Annotated in this window: 15 protein-coding genes; 11 read left to right on the top strand and 4 right to left on the bottom strand. The window is 56.1% G+C overall.

The features are described from left to right. Window positions 1–67: 67 nt before the first annotated feature. From BGIM_RS0109455 to BGIM_RS0109440, 4 genes are all read left to right on the top strand, one after another. Entirely contained in the window at window positions 68–1090 is a 1023-nt protein-coding gene (locus BGIM_RS0109455) for a peptidylprolyl isomerase (protein WP_020469543.1), read from the top strand. Window positions 1091–1187: 97 nt separating this feature from the next. Beyond that, on the top strand, window positions 1188–4154 hold the full coding sequence (locus BGIM_RS0109450) for a hypothetical protein (protein ID WP_020469542.1): 2967 nt from the start codon (window positions 1188–1190) through the stop codon (window positions 4152–4154). A gap of 33 nt (window positions 4155–4187) precedes the next feature. Next, window positions 4188–4985 (top strand): hypothetical protein, encoded by a 798-nt coding sequence (locus BGIM_RS0109445; protein ID WP_020469541.1) that lies wholly within the window; start codon window positions 4188–4190, stop codon window positions 4983–4985. A gap of 15 nt (window positions 4986–5000) precedes the next feature. Then, on the top strand, window positions 5001–5612 hold the full coding sequence (locus tag BGIM_RS0109440; RefSeq protein WP_020469540.1) for a hypothetical protein: 612 nt from the start codon (window positions 5001–5003) through the stop codon (window positions 5610–5612). 31 nt (window positions 5613–5643) lie between these two features. Here the strand turns inward: BGIM_RS0109440 and efp are convergent, their stop codons facing one another. Continuing rightward, entirely contained in the window at window positions 5644–6219 is a 576-nt protein-coding gene (efp, locus tag BGIM_RS0109435; protein WP_020469539.1) for an elongation factor P, read from the bottom strand. A 235-nt stretch (window positions 6220–6454) separates the two neighbouring features. Between efp and BGIM_RS0109430 the strand changes: the two genes are divergently transcribed. Continuing rightward, window positions 6455–7996 carry a hypothetical protein gene (locus BGIM_RS0109430; RefSeq protein ID WP_157368718.1) on the top strand — a complete coding sequence of 514 codons (1542 nt, stop codon included), beginning with the start codon at window positions 6455–6457 and terminating at the stop codon, window positions 7994–7996. Between the two features lie 85 nt (window positions 7997–8081). After that, the gene (locus tag BGIM_RS0109425) at window positions 8082–9551 is read left to right on the top strand and encodes an MFS transporter (RefSeq protein WP_020469537.1); all 1470 of its coding nucleotides are present in this window, start codon (window positions 8082–8084) and stop codon (window positions 9549–9551) included. 88 nt (window positions 9552–9639) lie between these two features. Here the strand turns inward: BGIM_RS0109425 and BGIM_RS0109420 are convergent, their stop codons facing one another. Next, window positions 9640–10026 (bottom strand): hypothetical protein, encoded by a 387-nt coding sequence (locus BGIM_RS0109420; protein ID WP_020469536.1) that lies wholly within the window; start codon window positions 10024–10026, stop codon window positions 9640–9642. A 249-nt stretch (window positions 10027–10275) separates the two neighbouring features. Between BGIM_RS0109420 and BGIM_RS0109410 the strand changes: the two genes are divergently transcribed. Beyond that, on the top strand, window positions 10276–10485 hold the full coding sequence (locus tag BGIM_RS0109410; protein ID WP_020469534.1) for a hypothetical protein: 210 nt from the start codon (window positions 10276–10278) through the stop codon (window positions 10483–10485). Here BGIM_RS0109410 and BGIM_RS0109405 read toward each other — a convergent pair whose 3' ends face one another. Next, window positions 10486–12012 carry a WD40 repeat domain-containing protein gene (locus BGIM_RS0109405; protein ID WP_020469533.1) on the bottom strand — a complete coding sequence of 509 codons (1527 nt, stop codon included), beginning with the start codon at window positions 12010–12012 and terminating at the stop codon, window positions 10486–10488. Window positions 12013–12127: 115 nt separating this feature from the next. After that, entirely contained in the window at window positions 12128–12796 is a 669-nt protein-coding gene (locus tag BGIM_RS49505) for a GntR family transcriptional regulator (RefSeq protein WP_020469532.1), read from the bottom strand. Between the two features lie 105 nt (window positions 12797–12901). Between BGIM_RS49505 and BGIM_RS0109395 the strand changes: the two genes are divergently transcribed. The 4 genes from BGIM_RS0109395 to BGIM_RS62680 all read left to right on the top strand — a co-directional run bounded on the left by BGIM_RS0109395 (window position 12902) and on the right by BGIM_RS62680 (window position 19062). Next, window positions 12902–16057 carry an efflux RND transporter permease subunit gene (locus BGIM_RS0109395; RefSeq protein WP_020469531.1) on the top strand — a complete coding sequence of 1052 codons (3156 nt, stop codon included), beginning with the start codon at window positions 12902–12904 and terminating at the stop codon, window positions 16055–16057. A 233-nt stretch (window positions 16058–16290) separates the two neighbouring features. Next, window positions 16291–17682, top strand: a complete 1392-nt coding sequence (locus tag BGIM_RS0109390; RefSeq protein WP_020469530.1) for an efflux RND transporter periplasmic adaptor subunit — start codon at window positions 16291–16293, stop codon at window positions 17680–17682. An 820-nt stretch (window positions 17683–18502) separates the two neighbouring features. Then, entirely contained in the window at window positions 18503–18715 is a 213-nt protein-coding gene (locus tag BGIM_RS0109385) for a hypothetical protein (RefSeq protein WP_020469529.1), read from the top strand. 149 nt (window positions 18716–18864) lie between these two features. Then, window positions 18865–19062: a hypothetical protein gene (locus BGIM_RS62680; RefSeq protein WP_157368716.1), complete on the top strand. Its 198-nt coding sequence runs from the start codon at window positions 18865–18867 to the stop codon at window positions 19060–19062. Window positions 19063–19135: the final 73 nt, after the last annotated feature.

The following is a 19135-nucleotide window of genomic DNA, read 5'->3' as shown; positions in this document are numbered from 1 at the left end:
CCCCATCCCAAGATCGGCACGATTCGGATTCGATCATTCGGAAATCGCCATTGTGAAAAGGACTTCCATGAAGCGTTTGACCAAACTTTTCCTCTGCGCGCTCCCTTTGGGGCTGACGCCGCAAACCCTTGTTGCCCAAACCACCCCCGCCATTCCCGTCTCGACGACCGCCCCGGCCGGCAAAGCCAGGGCGGCGGCGTTGGTCAATGGGAGGGAAATTCCCGAAACCTCCCTCGAACGGGCGTTGAAGCCGGTGGCCAAGGAAAACAAGGATAAGGCCCGAACGGACATTCTCAATTTCCTGATCGATAACGCCCTTGTTGACCAATACTTGGAACTACTGAAGGTTTCGGTTGATCCGAAGGACGTGGACGCCCAATTGGAAACCTTCAAGGGCGAGGTGAAGAAAGCGGATCAGGATTACGCCAAGGTTTTGGAGAAGATGGAGATCACCGAAGCGGATCTCAAGAAGGAAATCCACAACCAGCTTCGATGGGACAAGTTCGTGGCGATGCAGGCCACCGATGAGAAACTAAAAAAACTCTTCGAGAACAGCCCGGAAATCTTCGACGGTTCGACTGTCCGGGCCAAACATATCCTTATCACGCCGGAAACTCCGGATGAAAAGGGCAAGGCCGCCGCGCTGAAGAAGATTCAGGAAATCAAATTGGCCGTTGAGAAGACCATCGCGGAGGATACGGCAAAGTTGCCAGCTTTGGGGAACAACCTCGCCCAGCAGAAAGCCGTGAACAAGATCACTGAAGACGCCTTCAGTGCGGCCGCCAAGGAACAATCCTCCTGCCCCTCCAAGCGGGATGGCGGCGACCTCGGCGAATTCCCCCGCATGGGCAGCATGGTGGAACCCTTCGCCAAGACCGCCTTTGCCCTCAAAACGTTCCAAATCAGCGAGCCGGTGTCCACACAGTTCGGCTATCACCTCATCATGGTGACGGGCCGCAAGCCCGGCGAACCGACGAAGTTTGAGACGGTGAAGGGGGCGGTTGTCGAAGTTTACGGCTCCAAGTTGAAGGAAGCCGTCGTCGAAAAGATGAAGTCTGACCCGAACACGAAGATCGAAATCATGAAGTGAGACACTTTGACCTAGGCAAGCGTCATTTCTCCGGGTATTGACTCCGGTTGGACCGGGTGGAAAGGATTCCGCCCGATTGGCCGGAGGAGTCGGCGATATGACCGCACGTTTCGTTCTGGCGATGCTGTCGGGCTTGAGTTTGTTCGGCAGCCAGTCATTGTTTGCGGATGAGATTCACCGCAATTCATTCTCGGGCAAGACGACGAGTTTTCTCAAGGGAGATGACAACGTCAAGGCCGAGGTGAAGGTGCAGGAACTGTCCGCCGATCGTTCTCGCAGTCTTCCCACGTCCGAACACATTAAAGTTAGTTGCACGCCCGGCAAAAACGAAACCAACTACGCCTATTTTTACTATCCCACGCCCGCCGCCCCGGTGACGGAAGACCTGAGCGTGAGCCTCTGGGTTCATTCCAATCGGGCGGGTGTGCAATTGCTCGCCCGGCTGGTGATTCCCAAAGAACGGAATCCCAAACAGATCGACGAGCAACTGACAGTCACGGTGTTGCTGGACACTTACAAGGCCCCGGCCAGTTCCTGGCAAAACCTTGTGCTCAAGCGTCCCCTCGAAATCATCCAATCTCAAAAGCTGGCCCTGCGCAACAGGTTGAAACGGGATATCGATTTCACGGATGCCTATTTCGATCAGTTGATTCTCAACGTATATTGCGGCGCAGGTGAAACGGATCTCTATCTCGACAACTTGGAAATCGGGCCGGTGAAAGCCGGGACCGCCCCGCCGATGCCCGCGCCGATGAACCCCAAAGACATGCCTCCCGGCAAGGTGGTTTCCAAGGAAAAAGAACTGCCCAAGAACACTCCTCCCGCCAACGAGCGAGAAGGGCGTGTCGTCGAATTCAAACGGAACAAACTGACGGTGGACGGCGTTCAAATATTTCCCCGGTTTATCCGTTACAGTGGCACGCCGTTGCAGGTGCTCAAGGAAGCCGGATTCAACGGCTTGTACGTGCCGGTGGACACGCCCCAAAGCGTGATCGAGGATGCCATCGACAATTACGGATTCTGGATCATCCCGTACATTCCGCCAGTCTCAGAAACGAACAATGACGATGTGCGGAATCCGCTTGTCACGAAGGATGTTGACACGTTGGTGGCCGCCATCCGCAAATTCCAGTCGGGTGACGGCGTCCTCTTCTGGGACTTCGGGCCGGTGAGGGCCGAGGATTTTCCCCGCGTCTCCCGAACGGTGGAAGCCGTTCGCGCGGCCGACCCTAAACGACCGGTCGGCGCCGATGTGTGGGATGGATTCGACAAATATGCCAACCCCTTGCAATTGATCGGCACCCATCGCGATCCGCTGATGACCTCGTTGGAAATCGATCAATACAGCCGATGGTTGACCCAGCGAAAAATTCTTGCGTCGGGAAGCCGGTTCCAATGGACGTGGATTCAAACCCATATCCCGGAATGGCAGACGAAACTTCTTTACGACAAAACCTTCGCCGACGGTTTCACCGAACCCATCGGCCCACAACCGGAACAAATTCGGCTGCTCACCTATCTGGCCTTGGCCTCGGGAAACAAGGGGATCGGCTATTGGTCGGACAAGTTCCTGGCGGACAGTCATCAAGGCCGGGACAGACTTTTGCAGATTGCCTTGCTCAATCAAGAAATCGAGATGCTCGAACCGCTGTTGTTGCATCTCAACGACGATATCCGATGGGTTCCGTCAAGCAACAAAAATGTGCTGGTGGCGATTCTGCGAACCAACGGCAAAGGCGTGCTGGCGTTGCCGATCTGGCTCGGGGGCGGGGCGCAATATGTTCCTCCGCAGGGCGCCATCCAGAATCTGACGTTCACGGTGCCTTTGGTGCCGGACGGGGCCGAACCGTGGGAAATCAGCCCGGTTCGGGTGCAATCGCTGCAAAATCAGTTGAAACAAACGCCCGAGGGAACGCAAATCACCCTGCCGGAATTTGACCTAACGGCAGCCGTGGTGTTCACGAGCGACAATTCCAAAGACGGCTTGGTGGCCATGTGGCAGAAACACACCCGCCGGGTGAGCCGATATGCCGCGTCGTGGGCGGTTGAAATGGCCGACGAAGAATTTCGCAAGGTTTCCAAGGTTCATGACCGGTTGTGTGAAGTCGCCCCGCCGTTGGAAGAGGCCCGGTTGCTGTTGCGAAATGCCGAGCAACGGTTGATGGCGGCCAAGCGTGATCGTGTCGCCAACAATGACGAATCGGCTTATTACGAAGCCCTACGTTCACTTCGGCCGTTGCGAATTCTGATGCGCGCCCAATGGGACCGAGCCACCCGAGCCTTGGATTATCCGGCAGCCAGTATTTACGCGGCCAGTTATTACACCCTGCCGAAACATTGGGAACTGGCTAATTTGCTGCGAGGAGCCGAGATAGCGGCCAGCGCGCTCAATGACGGCGATTTTGAAAGGGTACAGGTGCCTGATCGACGCGGCGTGCCCATCGGCAATCTGCCCGGTTGGAGCGTTCAAGAAGTGGCGTTGGATGAGGTGTTGATGGATGCCAAATTCGTTCCCGCCGAGGTGGGAGAGGATGAGGAACCCATCTTGCCGGTGAAAAAACGAGCACCGTACACGCCCACCAGCATCTTGAAACAGTTTGACGATCCACAAGGCCCCAAACCGAAGCTTGGGAACACAATCCTGCGATTACGGGTAAGCCCGAAACCGGTGACGCTGAAGAAAGATGAAAAGGCCCCCCCGGAACCCCAAGCCTTGGAGCGTGTGTTTCTGGCGGTCAACAGCCCGCCGGTTCGCCTGACTCCCGGAAGCTGGGTTCGGGTCACTGGCTGGATCAAAATTCCGAACGGCGTCCGGGCATCGGCCGATGGCGTCATGTTTTACGACACCTCTGCCGGGGAGGCCTACTCTCTTCGATTGAATTACCAAGAGAAGTGGAAGCAGTTTCACTTCTACCGGAAAGTGCCTTCCAACGGAGAAATTCGCGTTCGCATGGCCCTCACCGGCTTTGGCACCGTGTATTTCGACGACATTCGGGTGGAACCAATTGTCACACCGATTGCGACCACCAAGGCGAACCCGGTTGTCCCGCCGCCTATGCGGTAGGAGTTCACCGGGGAAATCCCTACACTCGGCTTGATGAGCACACCGATTGTTTTGTCTCAGGCCCGGATCGACGAATCGGGAACCATCTTCGCTTCCCCCTCGTTTAATCCGGTCCTGCACGATGAACTGACTCAACTTCGAGATACCTTGGCGCTGCCACCGGGCGACGAGACTGAGTTTCCTTTCGTCCGGTTTGCGAACCGGGCCACGGTGTTGATCGGGACGGTCAAAGGTCGGCAAGTTTGGGCAAGGGCGTTGGGCCGGGTGTTTTATGAGCGGGTTCCCAACCCGTTTTTTCTGATCGAGATCGCCCCGCCGGATTGGGAGGGCAAGAATCCTCAAGACATCTCTCTGGAAAAAGCCAACCCTCCCGGACGCGACACAAAGACGCTTCAAAAAGTATTGGCCGAAGGAGACGGGCCGTTTCTCCTCGGGGGATGTCAAACGCTGGTCGATCAGGGCAAGATTCTGCTGCAACGGGACCAACCGGAGGAAAAGACCATCCGGGATCTCTGGCAACTATTGCCCCTCAGCATCCAAGGCCGGACAAGTTTCACCGCTTTTGCCCCGGATAATCATCTCGGGTTCGATCTGGCCGTGCTTCGGGAAACACTTGAATCCCATCCGGGGTTTTTGAGCGAAGACCAAGCCCGCGATTATCCCGAAAGCCGGTATGAACGCGAATTGCAAGCCGCCATCGAGAGCGGGGACGAGCGGAGTTTGCAGGCCCTGCTCAATCGGCGAAGCAGCGGCGAGACCCTGAAACTGGCGTTTTCATTGGTGATCGGGATGGCGATCCTTTCCATCGCCGCCCGGATTTTGACGCGATAAGGAAGCGTGGGCCGCATGTCCAAACCTGATGAACTGGTGTTGGTGATCCCCCGTCGTCAATTCGAGTCGGCCGGGGTGTTTCACGGATTCCGGGCGTTCGACGAGGATTATCACTCCCGGCTGATGGCCCCCGGCGGGCTTTCATTTCAACCGCGTTCCCGCATGGAAACCGACCCGGCTTTCAAACAACTGATTCCCTACGTCATCTTGCGGCATGGCCGTCAAATTTTTGAATACATCCGGGGATCATCCGGCGGGGAGAGTCGACTGCATCATCACCGTTCCGTTGGCATTGGCGGGCATATCTCATCAGACGACGGACGTGCCGACGGCGACGCTTACCGGGCCGGAATGCTGCGGGAACTACACGAAGAAGTGGAACTGCGGTCGGCTTTTTTTGAACAGTTGTTCGGCTTTATTTGCGATGACACCATTCCCGTGGGCAAAGTCCATCTTGGGATCGTTCACTTGATTGACTTGGAATCGCCGGATGTGGTTGCTCGCGAGACGGGCATCGCTGGAGGGCGTTTCACGGAAATCTCGGAACTCATCACTCGGTTGGACGAGTTTGAAACATGGTCCCAATTTGCCCTTGAGATCATCGCCAACGAAAACGGCCGGGCCTAAAGCCCGGCCGAGACGCGATTCACACCGCCATTTACTTCTGCGCCGACCGGCCCAGATACTTGCCTTCTTCCGTATCAATTTTAATCACGTCGCCGGCGTTGATGAACGACGGGACGTTGATGACCAGGCCGGTTTCCATCGTGGCGGGCTTGTATTGGGCGGCAGCCGTCGCCCCCTTGATGCCCGGTTCCGTTTCCACGACGGTCAGTTCGACCGTTTGCGGAAGCTGGAAACCCAGAGGTCGGCCTTCGTAAATCGTGACTTGTGCGATGTCGTTTTCACGCAGATATTTGATCTGGTCTTCAACAAACGCGGCCTTCAGCGGCAATTGCTCAAAGGTTTCCGGGTCCATGAAAATGAAGTCATCCCCCTCGCGGTAGGAATACTGCATGTTCTTCGTTTCGAGGTAAGCCAACGCCACCTTGTCGTCCGGCTTCACGCGGTTTTGCGTGATGGAACCCGTCTTGAGGTTGCGGACCTTCAAATACAAAATGGCCCGCCAGTTGCCGGGGGTGTTCAAGTCCCGGTCCAGACATTGGAAAAGCTGGCCGTCCGCGTCAACGTAGACCATTCCTTTGCGAATGTCGATGTTCTTAATGTCCGCCATCGGCACGCACTCCCAAAAAAGTTCTTTACTTCAAATATCCAGCTTAGCAAATACTCGCATGACCTTGTAGGGGAGGGCATGCGCTTCCTTCAAGGACAAGTTTCTTTTTCCTTCGGTTTGCCCTGATGACCCAGTTTCACTCGTTCAAGCCTGCCCTTGCAAATTCCTTCAATCGCCTCTAATGTGCGGCTCGCCTCGGACAAAGGATTGTCCGCAAACCGGCAAGGATGCCAGCATGAAACGGCCACGGATACTGATTCTTGCGGGATGGCTCGGGTTCACTCTGCTACTGTCGGCCGAGCCGCCGCGTGATTTGAACAAAATTATTCCCGTGCAACGCGCCATCGTTGCCGCCCGCGAAGCCCTTCGGCTAAATGACCCCGCCAAGGCGATTCGGATTCTGGAGGCCGAGCAGGCGAATGCCGTCGGCAACACGGCCTATGCGTCCTTGTTGAAGGATGCCAAAGAGGCTTTGGCGAAGACTCAACCGGGCAACCCGGCTGACATCATCGAACCGGATGATAAACAGACCCCGACTTTGAAACTGCCGCCAACCGACTTGGCAGTCCGGCCCGTCTCGTCAGCCACGCTGGCCCCGCCGCTTCCCCCGCCGCCACCCGTGGAAGAAACGGTCAAGGAACCTGTTGCGCCGCCGGAACGATTCCCGGAACCGGAGCCGAAACCGCTGCCGATCATCGTTAATCCGCCCAAGGCGGATGTTGATCCGTTTCAGCAAACCCCTTCTCATGGCCGTCTTCCCGGCAATGATTTGTCCAAGGCCGACGCGGCCTTCGCGGCCAAGAAGTATGCCCAAGCGGCGACTCTTTACCAACAAGCCGCCAAACAGGGGTTAAAGCTTACCCCCGAACAACAAGAGCAATGGATTTACTGCCGATTGTTCAATGTCGCCACCCAACTCAAGAGCGGAACAGTCGACGAAGCCCAGCGAGGTGTCCTGCTCCGGGAAGTGGCCGATTGCCGGCAATCCGGCTCTGAACGGCTCCATGATTTTTGCGACCGGCTGACGGCTTCCCTGCGACCCGCGACAGCGTCAGCGCCAACGCCAACCGTTGCCGGGGATTCGCGGAACTTTGCCATCAAAGGAGTGGCCGATCCCGTGAAGGCCGGCGAAGTCATCCAAGTGGCCGACGCGGTTCGCGCGGCGATGTATCAACGTTGGAGCGGAACCACCGCCAACGACTGGGCCACCCCGTGCGAAATCACCCTGCACGCTTGCGGAAAAGATTATCGGCAGGTGACCCACAAGCCCGAATCGCTTTGGGGTCATTCCACCGTGGGAGTTCGTGGAATTGATGTGGTGACACGCAAGCTGGACTTGTGTGGTGACGATCTTTCGCTGTTGGATGTGACCCTGCCGAACGAAATCACGCAGATGATTCTGCTGGAAATGTACGCCGAACAACCGCTGCCGAAATGGGCGTTGATCGGAATGGCCGCCCTCTCGGAAACGCCAGAATCGGTGGCCCGTTATCGGCGAACCGTCCCTGGTTTGTTGCGAGATCGCAAGCTACTGATGCTTTCAGTTCTGTTGGAGCAACAAACATTCCCGGAACCCGAGGCCACCACGGCTTTTTATGCCCAAAGCATCTCACTCGTGAGCTTTTTGGTTGAGAAGAAAGGGTGCAAGGCGTTCGCGACTTTCCTGCGGGAGGCTCCCCGCCGAGGCATCGCCAAAGCCTTGCAATCACACTATGGCTTCAAGGATGTGGCCGATCTTCAGCAGCAATGGTTGAAGTCTCTGTCCGTCACGCAATGAATTGCCGAAGTGGCGGGGTCGTCTGGGATTCCTAAAACGATAACTTCGGTTACCGCCGACCCGCCACCGACCCCGGAGTCTTCTCTTGTCCAGTCCCGTCGCACCGCTGAAGCCATATCAAGTGTGGCTCGTCGTGATCGTCGCCTCCATCGGTTTCCTCTTCGACACCTACGAACTGCTGATGTTCCCGGTGATCGCCCGCCCGGCGATCATGGAACTCGCTCAATTGCCGGAACAATCAGCCGAGATTCCGGGTTGGATCGGCCGCATCAACTGGCTGACGGCATTGTCCGGTGGAATCTTCGGTTTGATGGGCGGTCTTTTCATTGATCGCTTCGGCCGGAAAAAGATCATGGTCGCCAGCATCATGCTCTACTCCTTCTCGCCGGTGTTTGCCGCGTTTTCAACCAGTTTGTGGATGCTCATTGTGTTCCGTTGCACCACCTTCATCGGGGTGTGCGTGGAATTCGTCGCGGCCATCACCTGGCTCTCGGAGCTTTTCACCGAGAAACGCTCCCGCCAACTGGCGGTTGGCTGGACCCAGGCGTTTGCGTCGGTCGGCGGGCTATTGGTGACCGCTGTTGCCGGTTATGTCATCACACACTTGGATCAATTCCCCGCGTTGCCCATGGGCGGGGAGCAAGGAACCAAAACGGCTTGGCGATATACGCTGCTCACCGGGATGATTCCCGGTTTGATGATTGCCCTGATGCTGCCGTTCGTGCCGGAATCGCGAATCTGGGCCGAACGGAAGCGAAACGGAACATTGATCCGGCCGCGTCTGTCCGAATTATTCACCAAAGATTTGCGACGAACAACCCTTGTCACCGCCTGTCTCTCGGCCTGTGCTTACGGAGCGGCGTTTGGCGCCTTGCAATTGACCCCTCCTCAAATCGTTCCCGGCTTGCCGGAGTTTGCGGCTCCCCGTGCGGAGATCATGAAGGAAGGCAAGCAACTCGAAGCAAAATTGGAGAACAAGGACCAGTTGCCGCCCGAGGAAGTCAAAGATCTCACCAAACAAGTGGGTGCGAACAAAGGCAAGTTGAAAGAGCTCCAAAAACAAACGCAGCAAAAGGGTTCGGAAGTTCAACTTTGGCAGGAACTTGGCGGATTGCTTGGGCGGATCGCCTTGGCGATTCTGGTGGTCGTCATCATCAAGCATCGTCTGTTGCTGCGAATCTTCCAGTTCCCCGGTTTGATCATTTTTCCCGTCACCTACATGCTGTTCTTCCGCGATCAACCGGAACTGTTCCCGATGGGAATCGCGTTGGCCGGGTTTTGCACGGTCGCCCAGCTTAGTTACTTCGGTGAGTTTCTGCCGAAGGTTTTCCCTACGCATCTTCGCGGGACCGGGGGAAGTTTCGCCACGAATGTCGGCGGTCGAATGATTGGAACATCGGCGGGGTTTGTCACGACTTCGGTGGTGGCGCCCATGATGGCCGGGGATAACAACTTCGCCAAGGTGTCGATGGCCGCCGGGATCGTCGGGGCCTCCGTCTGTGTGATTGGTCTGATCGCCTCGTGCTTCCTTCCGGAACCGAAGGCTGAAGAATAACGCCCAAGATTTTGGATGAGCGGAAAACAAAGGAACCCGGCGATGAATCGATTCATCGCCGGGTTCCTTTGTTCAAGGAGAGTAAAACTCACTCCTTTTTGGCGTCTTCCTTCTTTGGCTCATCCTTCTTTTTCGATTCTTCCTTTTTCTTTGGCTCGTCTTTTTTGCCGCCATCAATGGCGTCGATCAATTTCTTCTTTTGCTCGGCCGTCAGCACTTCGGACATCTTCTTGGATTGCTCGGCCTTGAGCTTTTTGATCTCGTCTTCCAGTTTGTCAACCTTGCCGCGATATTCCGTTTGGATTTTGTAGACCTCCTCCTTTTGGGAAGCCGTCAAATCCAAGGCCTTCCAGCCAGCCGGTAATTGTCCTTTTACCTTTGCTTCCTTCTTGTCCTGACTTTGGACACCATCGGAACTGGCGAGAAATCCGAGGGCCATCACGAACGCCAACGCACCGAGTCTTGCAAGGCGCATAAAACAAGTCTCCAAAAAATGTGGGGGTGTGGGAGTGTGATTTTTCAATCACTCACACACGAGAATCGGAATGACACGCGGAGTCAAGAAAAATCGGGGAATTTGCCACGAGATCTTCCGCATTGGTTCGGCTTCAACGGCCCTGACGAATGTTCGAGCCGAGACCAAACGCTCCTTTGTTTTCACTTCCCTTTTCGAGATGCGCCGTGGGATCGATTGCCGAAGACTCACGGAAGCCAGGGAGGGCTGATGATGGTCTTCTGTATTCTTCAAACCTTTTTGGGACTGGCGAGTCTGGCCAGCCCGGATGTCGTCCGCTGGGTTCCGGCCCAACCGTATTGGCGGTTGCACGACTCAAAAGGCAACATCATCAAAATCGAGCCTGGGCCGATGTGGACGCCCGCGCCCAAATATCCCGGCCCGGCAATGGCGGCCGTGCTTGGCAAGCCAAAACCCTAATCAATGTTTCGCATCGGGTAGTCCGAGGATCGCTTCCGAATCCAAGGCGATGCGAGTTCCCGGATGGCGAGTCTTCAAATATTCAGAGGCGGTGTTTGCCTCTTTTGGTGCCTTGGCTTCAAGAACCTGAATTAACCGGATCAGCCGTAGCGCATCCCCATACATGTCATTTTCGGGCTTGGAAAGACCATCCTGCTCAAATCTTGCGAGGATGGAACGGACTCGTTCTTCTCCCTCGGCCCCGAGTTTCTTACGCCCCGGATCTTGTAGCAGCTCCATCCCGCGATAACTCGTTTTCAAAATGGTTTTCCGGGCGGCCTCGCGGACGCGGAATTCATCATGATCCAGATCGGCGATTGCTTTCTTCAAACGTGCCCGCTCCTTGTCCAGTTCCGTGATCCGCGTCATGAGGATTTGCAAGTTTTTGCCCGGCTCTCCGGCGTCCTCCGGGAGAAGATCAGCCATCGCCTGATGGCCGACAACCGGGTAAATCGAGTCGAGTTGTTCCCAAGCATCCGCGACTGTCATTCGCTGTCGGGGTTCGATATCCCGTGACAATTTCCAGACAAAGACCCGACCATCGGCGTCTCCTGCCGCCAGATGAAACTGCTTCGTGTCAAACGCCAGCCCGGTGATGGTTGCCCGGTGGGAGGAAAACTCTCCGAGCGATTTTCCGGAAGCGATATGCCAGACCCGGACGACTGGCGATGGCTCGCGGGTGCCGATGGCGACCAACGCGCCATCGGGGGAAAACGCCATCGTGGAAATATCACCGTCGTCAAATCGGCGTTCAAAAGCCCGGTAAATCTGGTTCGTGTTGACATCCAACAACACCAATCGGCCCGCGCTGGCCACCGCCAACAATCGTCCGTCGGGACTGAAGGCTAGGGGGATCTCGTCCCGGCGGGGGAATCGCTTCGAGATTTTGCGATCAAGGGAGCCATCCGCTTTCAGATTGCAGATTTGCACGGAACCGGTTCCGGAAGCAATCGCCAGTAATCGCCCGGTCGGGGAGAGCGCCAAGCCGGTCGGCTTGACATCATCGAGTTTCAGAACAACGGGCTTTGAAGTGTCATCCGCCAAGAAAGCCACCTTTCCACCGGGCGACCAGAACACTCTTCTGGAATTTTCCGTGGCGACGGCCGCCCGAGCATGGTCGTCATTTTTCACCGAACCCATGCTCAATCGGGCAAATTTGTTGTCTTGGATGCCCCACGGTTCAAGGGCGGTCTTGCTTAAAACCAAGAAGCGTTCTTCCTTGGGAATGATTTGAGTGAACTCATCGGAAATCCGGCCGCTGGCACTTTCACCCCTTGGCGAATCATATTTCCACCGGGTGATATCTGATCCCGCGATGAGAACCAACTCCCCGGATCGCGAGTACCAAAGAGAGCGAATTCCCGGTCCGGACGACTTCCAAGAAGCCACCGTTCCCTCGACCGGCTTTTGCTCAATTCGCAACGGGAAGGCGAGGCCTAAGCCATGTGTGGCCGCCACCATCAACAAGGAAATGACGAGTCGCCGCATTGTGATGTCTTCAATGGGAGGATGTTATGCGGGAAGAACGGACGAGCGGGCGAAAATTGACCGAAAATGACCGCTTGAGTCGTTTTTGAATGACGGGAAATGGCCCGTTTTTCCTTCAGGCTGGAGACTTCTGGACAGGTTCCTCATGCAAGCGGGCAAAATGAAGGCCGTGATCTCGCATCCGTCGGCCGGCCTCATCCCCCCGGCCGGCAAGCAGGGATTCGATGATCCCGATATGATGTTCGACAACGATCAGGGGATCAAATCCTTTGCGAATTTGGCTGACCAATCCACGGGGACGCAAGGCCGTTGATTCCCAAAGTTCGATCAGTGTTTGGTTGCCCGAGGCGTTGACAATGAGGCGGTGAAAATCATTGTTGGACACCGCCAGCGTCTCAAAGTCACCTTTTTTGGCCGCCCGCGTGACGATGGCGTTTAACCGTCGAAGTTCTTCACCGGCTTCCGCATTGGTCTGAAAGTGTCTGGCGGCCAGCACGCAAGCCATGTCCTCCAAGGCCGCCCGGACTTGGTTCATCTCCCGTTGCTCACGGTCGGTCATCTCGCGGACACGCGCCCCTTTTCGCGGAACCGAATCAACAAGGCCCAACCCGCCGAGCATCCGGATCGCTTCCCGCACGGGGGCTTGGCTGGTGCCGAACTCCTTCGCCAGACACAGTTCCACCAACCGATAGCCGGGCGGGTAGTCCCCCCGGCCAATCCGGTCGGCCACCACATCGCGGATTTGTTCCGCAAGACAGGTCCGGTTCAGGGTTGTTTTGGCCATGACATCACCGTTTAAGGAGAGAATCTGACGCCATCGTGTAAGATCATAAGCGATTATCGATAATTAATTCTAGCAATCAGATCAAGAGTCAAGCGGGGGTGTCCCATGTGGATTGTCAAACTGGCCTTGCGACGGCCGTATACGTTTGTGGTGGTCGCCTTGCTCATTTTGGTTCTCGGCATCTTATCGGCCCGCCGTGCCCGGACGGACATTTTTCCGGAAGTCGATTTGCCGGTGGTCACCGTGATTTGGACCTATCGCGGCATGGACACCACCGAATTCGAGAAGCGGGTGACAACGTACAGCGAATACGCGATCAGCGCCAACGTGAACAACATCAAACGAATGGAGTCTCAGACGCTCAACGGTGTCAGTGTGATTCGGATTTTTTTCCATCCGGGAACGGATGTGAATGCCGCCCTGGCCCAAGTGACGGCCACCTCCCAATCGATTCGGCAAGTCATGCCTCCCGGCATCCAACCGCCAATTATCTTGCGGTTCAATGCCTCCAGTGTGCCAGTGTTGCAACTGGCTCTCTCCAGCAAGACGATGAGCGAATCGGATGTCTACAACTATGGTCTTTACACATTGCGGCAGCAACTTTCCATCATCCCCGGCATCACGCTCCCCACTCCATACGGTGGCGTGGAGCGGCAGATTCAAGTGGATCTGGACCCCGAACTTATGCGGGCACGCGGCGTTTCGGCCAAGGATGTGTCCGATGCCGTCAACGCGAATAATCTTGCCGCCCCCACCGGAACCGCCAAAATCGGCGACCAGCAATACCCGGTGACCTTAAACAATACCCCGCCGGTTGCGGATGCCTTCAACGCCATTCCCATCAAAACGGTCAACGGGACCACCATCTACATGCGAGATGTGGCCCAAGTGCGGGACGGTTTTCAAGCCCAAACCACGGTCGTTCGCCGGGATGGAACACGCGGGGTGCTGGTGACGCTTCTGAAAAACGGGGATGCCTCAACGCTCGACTTGGTTCGCTTGGTGAAGGCGGTGATGCCGACCATCCAAGCCGCTGCCCCGGAGGGATTGGATGTGGACTTGTTGTTCGATCAATCCCTCTTCGTGGAGGCGGCCGTTGACGGGGTGGTACACGAAAGTGTGATCGCGGCCGGGTTGACGGCTTTCATGATTTTGGTGTTCCTTGGTTCGTGGCGAAGCACGTTGATCGTGGCCGTGTCCATTCCGCTGTCGATTCTGACATCGATCTCCATCCTGTACGCACTCGGTTACACCTTGAACGTGATGACCCTCGGCGGGCTGGCTCTTGCCGTAGGGATTCTGGTGGATGACGCGACGGTGGAAGTGGAAAACGTCCACCGAAACCTTGGCTTGAACAAACCATTGCTAACCGCCATCCTCGACGGGGCCAGTCAGATTGCCGTGCCGACGTTCGTGGCAACGCTGACCATCGGAATTGTGTTCGTCGCGGTCACGTTTCTGGATGGCGTCGCCAAATATCTGTTCACGCCGCTGGCCCTCGCCGTGGTTTTTGCCTTGGGAACAAGTTACTTGCTCTCCCGAACGCTTGTCCCGACGATGATCCGATACTTGTTGGTCAATGAATCTCACCACACGCCGGATACGATGTTCGGCCGGATGCACAACCGGTTTGAAATGGTCTTTGAAGCTTTCCGCAGCAGTTATACCCGGTTGCTGGGCTGGAACCTGCAACATCGCAAAACGGTTCTTGGCCTGTTTCTGACAGGAACATTGGCCGCCGGGTTGCTCATTCCCCAAGTGGGCGAGGACTTCTTCCCAACCGTGGACGCCGGGCAATTCCGGTTGCACGTCCGCACCCAACCGGGAACCCGTCTTGAACAGACGGAACGCTACTTCACCCAAGTGGAGGACGAAATCCGGGCGACGATGGGCGACGATGTCCGGTTGGTGATCGATAACATCGGCCTGCCGAATCGCAGCTATTCGATGGCCTTCGGGGACAGTGCCACGACGGGGGTATCCGACGGGGAAATTCTCGTCTCCCTCAAGCCAGATCGAAAGAAATCGACGCCGGAATACATGGCCGAACTTCGGGTCCGGCTGGCTGAGAAGTTCCCGCAACTCACCTTCTACTTTCAACCGGCGGATATCGTGTCCCAGATTCTGAACTTCGGTCTCCCGGCCCCGATTGACGTTCAAGTCGGCGGGTACGACGGTAAGAAGAATTTTGCCATCTCCCAGAAGATTGTTACCCGGTTACGGGAAATCCCCGGCGTGGTCGACGTGCATCTTCATCAAGTGACGGCGGTTCCCTCGCTGCACTTGCAAGTCGATCAGACACGCGCCAGCCAGCTTGGACTGACCCAGCAGGATGTGGCCAACCAAGTGTTTGTGTCTCTCTCCGGCAGCCAGCAGGTGCAACCGAACTTCTGGGTGGATCCGCAAACCGGGATTTCTTACCCCGTGGAAACCCGCACGCCGACCCATGCGGTGGATTCGCTCTCAGCCATCGAGTCGATCCCCGTGCCGACTAAGGAACGCCCCGATCAACCGCAATTGCTAACCAACCTCGCCAAGCTTGACCGCCGTTCGACGGCCGAGGTGACGAACCACGTCAATGTACAGCCAGTGTTCGACATCTATGCCAACGTGCAGGGCCGGGATTTGGGCGGCGTGGTGCGGGATGTGCAAAAAGTGGTGAACGAGCTAAAGGCCGAGCAATCGCCCGGCAACACCATCGAAATTCGCGGCCAGGCCGAGAGCATGAGAAGCGCCTTCCAACGCCTCGGGATGGGCTTGGTCTTCGCGGCCGTATTGGTTTATCTGCTCCTCGTGGTGAACTTCCAAAGCTGGACCGATCCGGCGATTATTCTCAGCGTGCTGCCGGGGGCATTGGCCGGCGTGGTGCTTGGGTTGTTGCTCACCAAGACAACCTTCAGCGTGCCGGGCCTGATGGGGGCGATCATGGCCATCGGCGTGGCGACGGCCAACAGCATTCTTCTGGTCACCTTTGCCAATGATCGGAGAAAAGAGGGCGTCGATGCGATGAGCGCCGCCTTGGAAGCCGGGGCCACCCGGATGCGGCCCGTGCTGATGACCGCTCTGGCGATGGTTTTGGGGATGTTGCCGATGAGCTTGGGCTTGGGCGAAGGGGGAGAGCAAAACGCCCCGCTGGCTCGGGCGGTGATCGGCGGGTTGTTGGTCGCCACCCTGACGACGCTCTTGGTTGTTCCGGTCGTCTACAGCATCATGCGGGCCAAGACCGCTCCGCGTTCTGAGGTCGAGCCTGAGTTGCAATAACCATTGCTTTTGAAGTGCTTTCCGAAGTGGCCCCCCTGCTGGCCGACAGGAGCGGGATGGGCAGTTGCAATAACCATTGCTTTTGAAGTGCTTTCCGAAGGGCGAGACGAGCATCGTCTCGCCCTTCGGTGTTATTCAAGTTTCCCCGTCGTGAAAAACTTCTGTAAGCGCAAAACAGATTCGCGGTATGAAGTCATATGCGATAACCGATTATCGATATTTGCGAGACGATCATGACAAGCACATCCCTCATTCCGACTCAAGCCAACCTCACATCGGCCCCGCGACGACGGTGGCGACTGGTCGGCGGCGTTCTGGTGGCCTTTTCAGCACTCGGCGCGGCGGCCACGCAATGGAATCCCCTGACAGCCAGTTCGCAAGCATCACCCGTTCGCTCCGAGCCAGCCGGGAAAACCGTCACGGTGGTCAATTCCGTCACCTCGTCAGCCAACACCGAACTTCTGTTGCCCGCTCAATTGCTTCCCTATGAGCAAACAACCTTGTTTGCCCGTGTGGATGGTTACATCGGCAAATGGCATGTGGATCGTGGTGCCCGCGTGAAGGCCGGTGATTTGCTGGCCGAGATTGATGCGCCGGAATTGGACCAGCAAGCCAACCGGGCGACGGCGGCGGTCGAGCAGGGCAGGGCGATGGTGGCTCAATTGCGAGCCGATTTGGAACAAGTGATTGCGGACGTGGACACCGCCAAAGCCTTGGTGAAAGTGGCCGAGGCCAATCGTGATTTCGCAGCCAGCGAAGCCGAGCGACTAAGCCGGGCCGGCTTGGCCGCCAGTCGGACGGAGGCCGAAACTTCCGTGCGGAACCGGGACACAACCTCGGCCCAAGTGCTGTCTGCCTCGGCCGAGGTGAACTCCAAGGAAAAAATGATCAACAGCCGCAAGGCCGCGATTGAAACACAATTGGCCACCGTCAAAGGCTTGGAAGCCGAGGCCAAACGGTTGAAGGAGATGCAAAACTTTAAGCGAATCACCGCTCCATTCGATGGAACGATCACCCGTCGTTACGCGGAAACCGGGACGATGCTTTCGACTGTGTCGCCCCAAGCCTTGTTCCACATTCAGAGTTCGGCCATTCTCCGGGTTCAGGTGGACGTCCCCCAAGGACACTCGGCCGAATCCCGGATGGCGAAATTCGGTTATGTCATCATCCCCGAACTGACAGACAAACCGCTCAAAGCCAACGTGGCCCGAACGGCCAACGCCCTCGACCCGACCACTCGGACGCTACGCATCGAACTGGAACTGCCCAATGCCGACAGGGCCATCCTCGCCGGGACCTACGCCCAAGTTCGCCTCTCAGCCGCCGCAGGCCGGGCCATTCCCTTGGTTCCAATCTCCGCGTTGCGACATACCCCGCAGGGTGTTGAAGTGGTAATCGTGAACAGGAACAAGACCGAGATTCGCCCGGTGAAACTCGGCCGTGACTATGGCCGGGTGATAGAAGTGCTATCTGGACTGACGGGGGAGGAACAACTGGTTGCCAATCCCACAAATGATCTGGCGGCCGGAGAAACCGTTGCTGTGAAAGATGGCCAGCGAACAGATGGAGCCGCTGTCGCTCTGGCAAAAGTTTGGCCGACCAGTGCTGGCGCCCACGGCAAATAACCGATTTCGACGAAAACAAATGTAAAACCCGTAAAAAGGCCCGCAGAAATGGGGGCCTTTTTACATTGGCTTCCAAAGTTATTCATCGAAAAGATCAGCCTGATATCCTCTCCGATTAGTTGAGCGAGCATCTTTTCCGCTCTATGCAGGCTTTGGGTTCGTCGTATTGGCTGGGAGATTACCGGGGTCGGTCAACTTGGGATGCTTTCGAGGATGGGATATGGATCGGCCTCGGAAAAGTAGGGCCGTATGATTTTTTCACGGGAGCGTTCAGTCAGGTTTGTCGTCCAAGTTTTTGGGTTGTGATCAACAAGTGAGAGGTTTTGGCAAGCAGATATCTGATTATGTGATGATTTTTAGATGATTAGATATGGAAGAGATGAAAATTGGATGTTTTGACGTCCTCTGGAACAATTGAAAATCCTAAATACTTGTGATCAAAACATGGCGCGATCTTCATCGTAACTTGTTTGAATGGAGGCGCTGGGAATCAGGGTCGCCATTCCAAAACCTTCAAATTTACCGTAAAAACAAGCATGTTTTGTTTCGCCACTTCGCCAGTTCTGTACCAAATCGGGGTAGTTCTGTCTCAATTGTGTCTCAATTGGACAGGGTAGGGCAGGGCAGTTTTTGACTCGCCTCCAACCCATCATTAGCGGGGGTTCTGTACCAAAATTGACGGGTCAGGGCAGAGGAATTCGCGGCTTGCCTCCAAACCAGAACGAGAGGAAAAATCTGGTACAGAACTTTTCCTACTGAGGCGGTGCGCCGTTTCCCGGCGGCGTACCTTCATGGCTCGCCCATCATCAGGAGGTTTGCCATGTTGGAAACGATTGTGTTGGTGATCGAAACAGAACCGGGGATGTGGCGCATCTGGTCACCGGATTCGCTTGGTGATCGTCCGTCTGGTCCGCGTAGGTCGTTGGTGGTTCGTGGTCGGACATTGCCGCCATTGCCGGATGAAGAATTGAGTTTTGAGGAAGTGCAAGCGTGGGAGAAACGGCTAAAGGAAAGCGGATTTGAGATTGATTGAAGTTGCCGCATTCACATTTGTTTCATAGTGGGCTTCAGGTCACTTGTTTGCGAAAATTTTCTCGTGGGTTGGCATTCGTACACCAACGAACTATTCAGTTGGGTAACGGGATAGTGTTCCCGTTTCCAAACACCTATCGGAGTATTTTCATGGATGAAATGTTGGTATTACTGGAGGTCGGGCAACGTGTCCGGCATCTGACCAAATGGCTGACGGGAACGATTGAGAGTGTTGATCTAAATCCGGGGGCTATGTTTGGTCCTGCCGTGTCCTATAAGGTTCAATGGGATGATAATTCCCAACCAGAACCTTTTACCGATCCCACAGAAGTGACGCCAATTGATTGAGCATTAATGCAAACTGAATGGCAGAGGGAAGCCGTTTGGCTCCCTTCTGCCTGCTCCGATTCTTTCAATCGGG

Origin of the sequence: Zavarzinella formosa DSM 19928, from assembly GCF_000255705.1 — a bacterium.
GTDB classification, from domain to species: Bacteria; Planctomycetota; Planctomycetia; order Gemmatales; family Gemmataceae; genus Zavarzinella; species Zavarzinella formosa.
The sequence above is the reverse complement of the archived record's forward strand: the minus strand, read 5'-3'. Positions and strand labels throughout refer to the sequence as shown.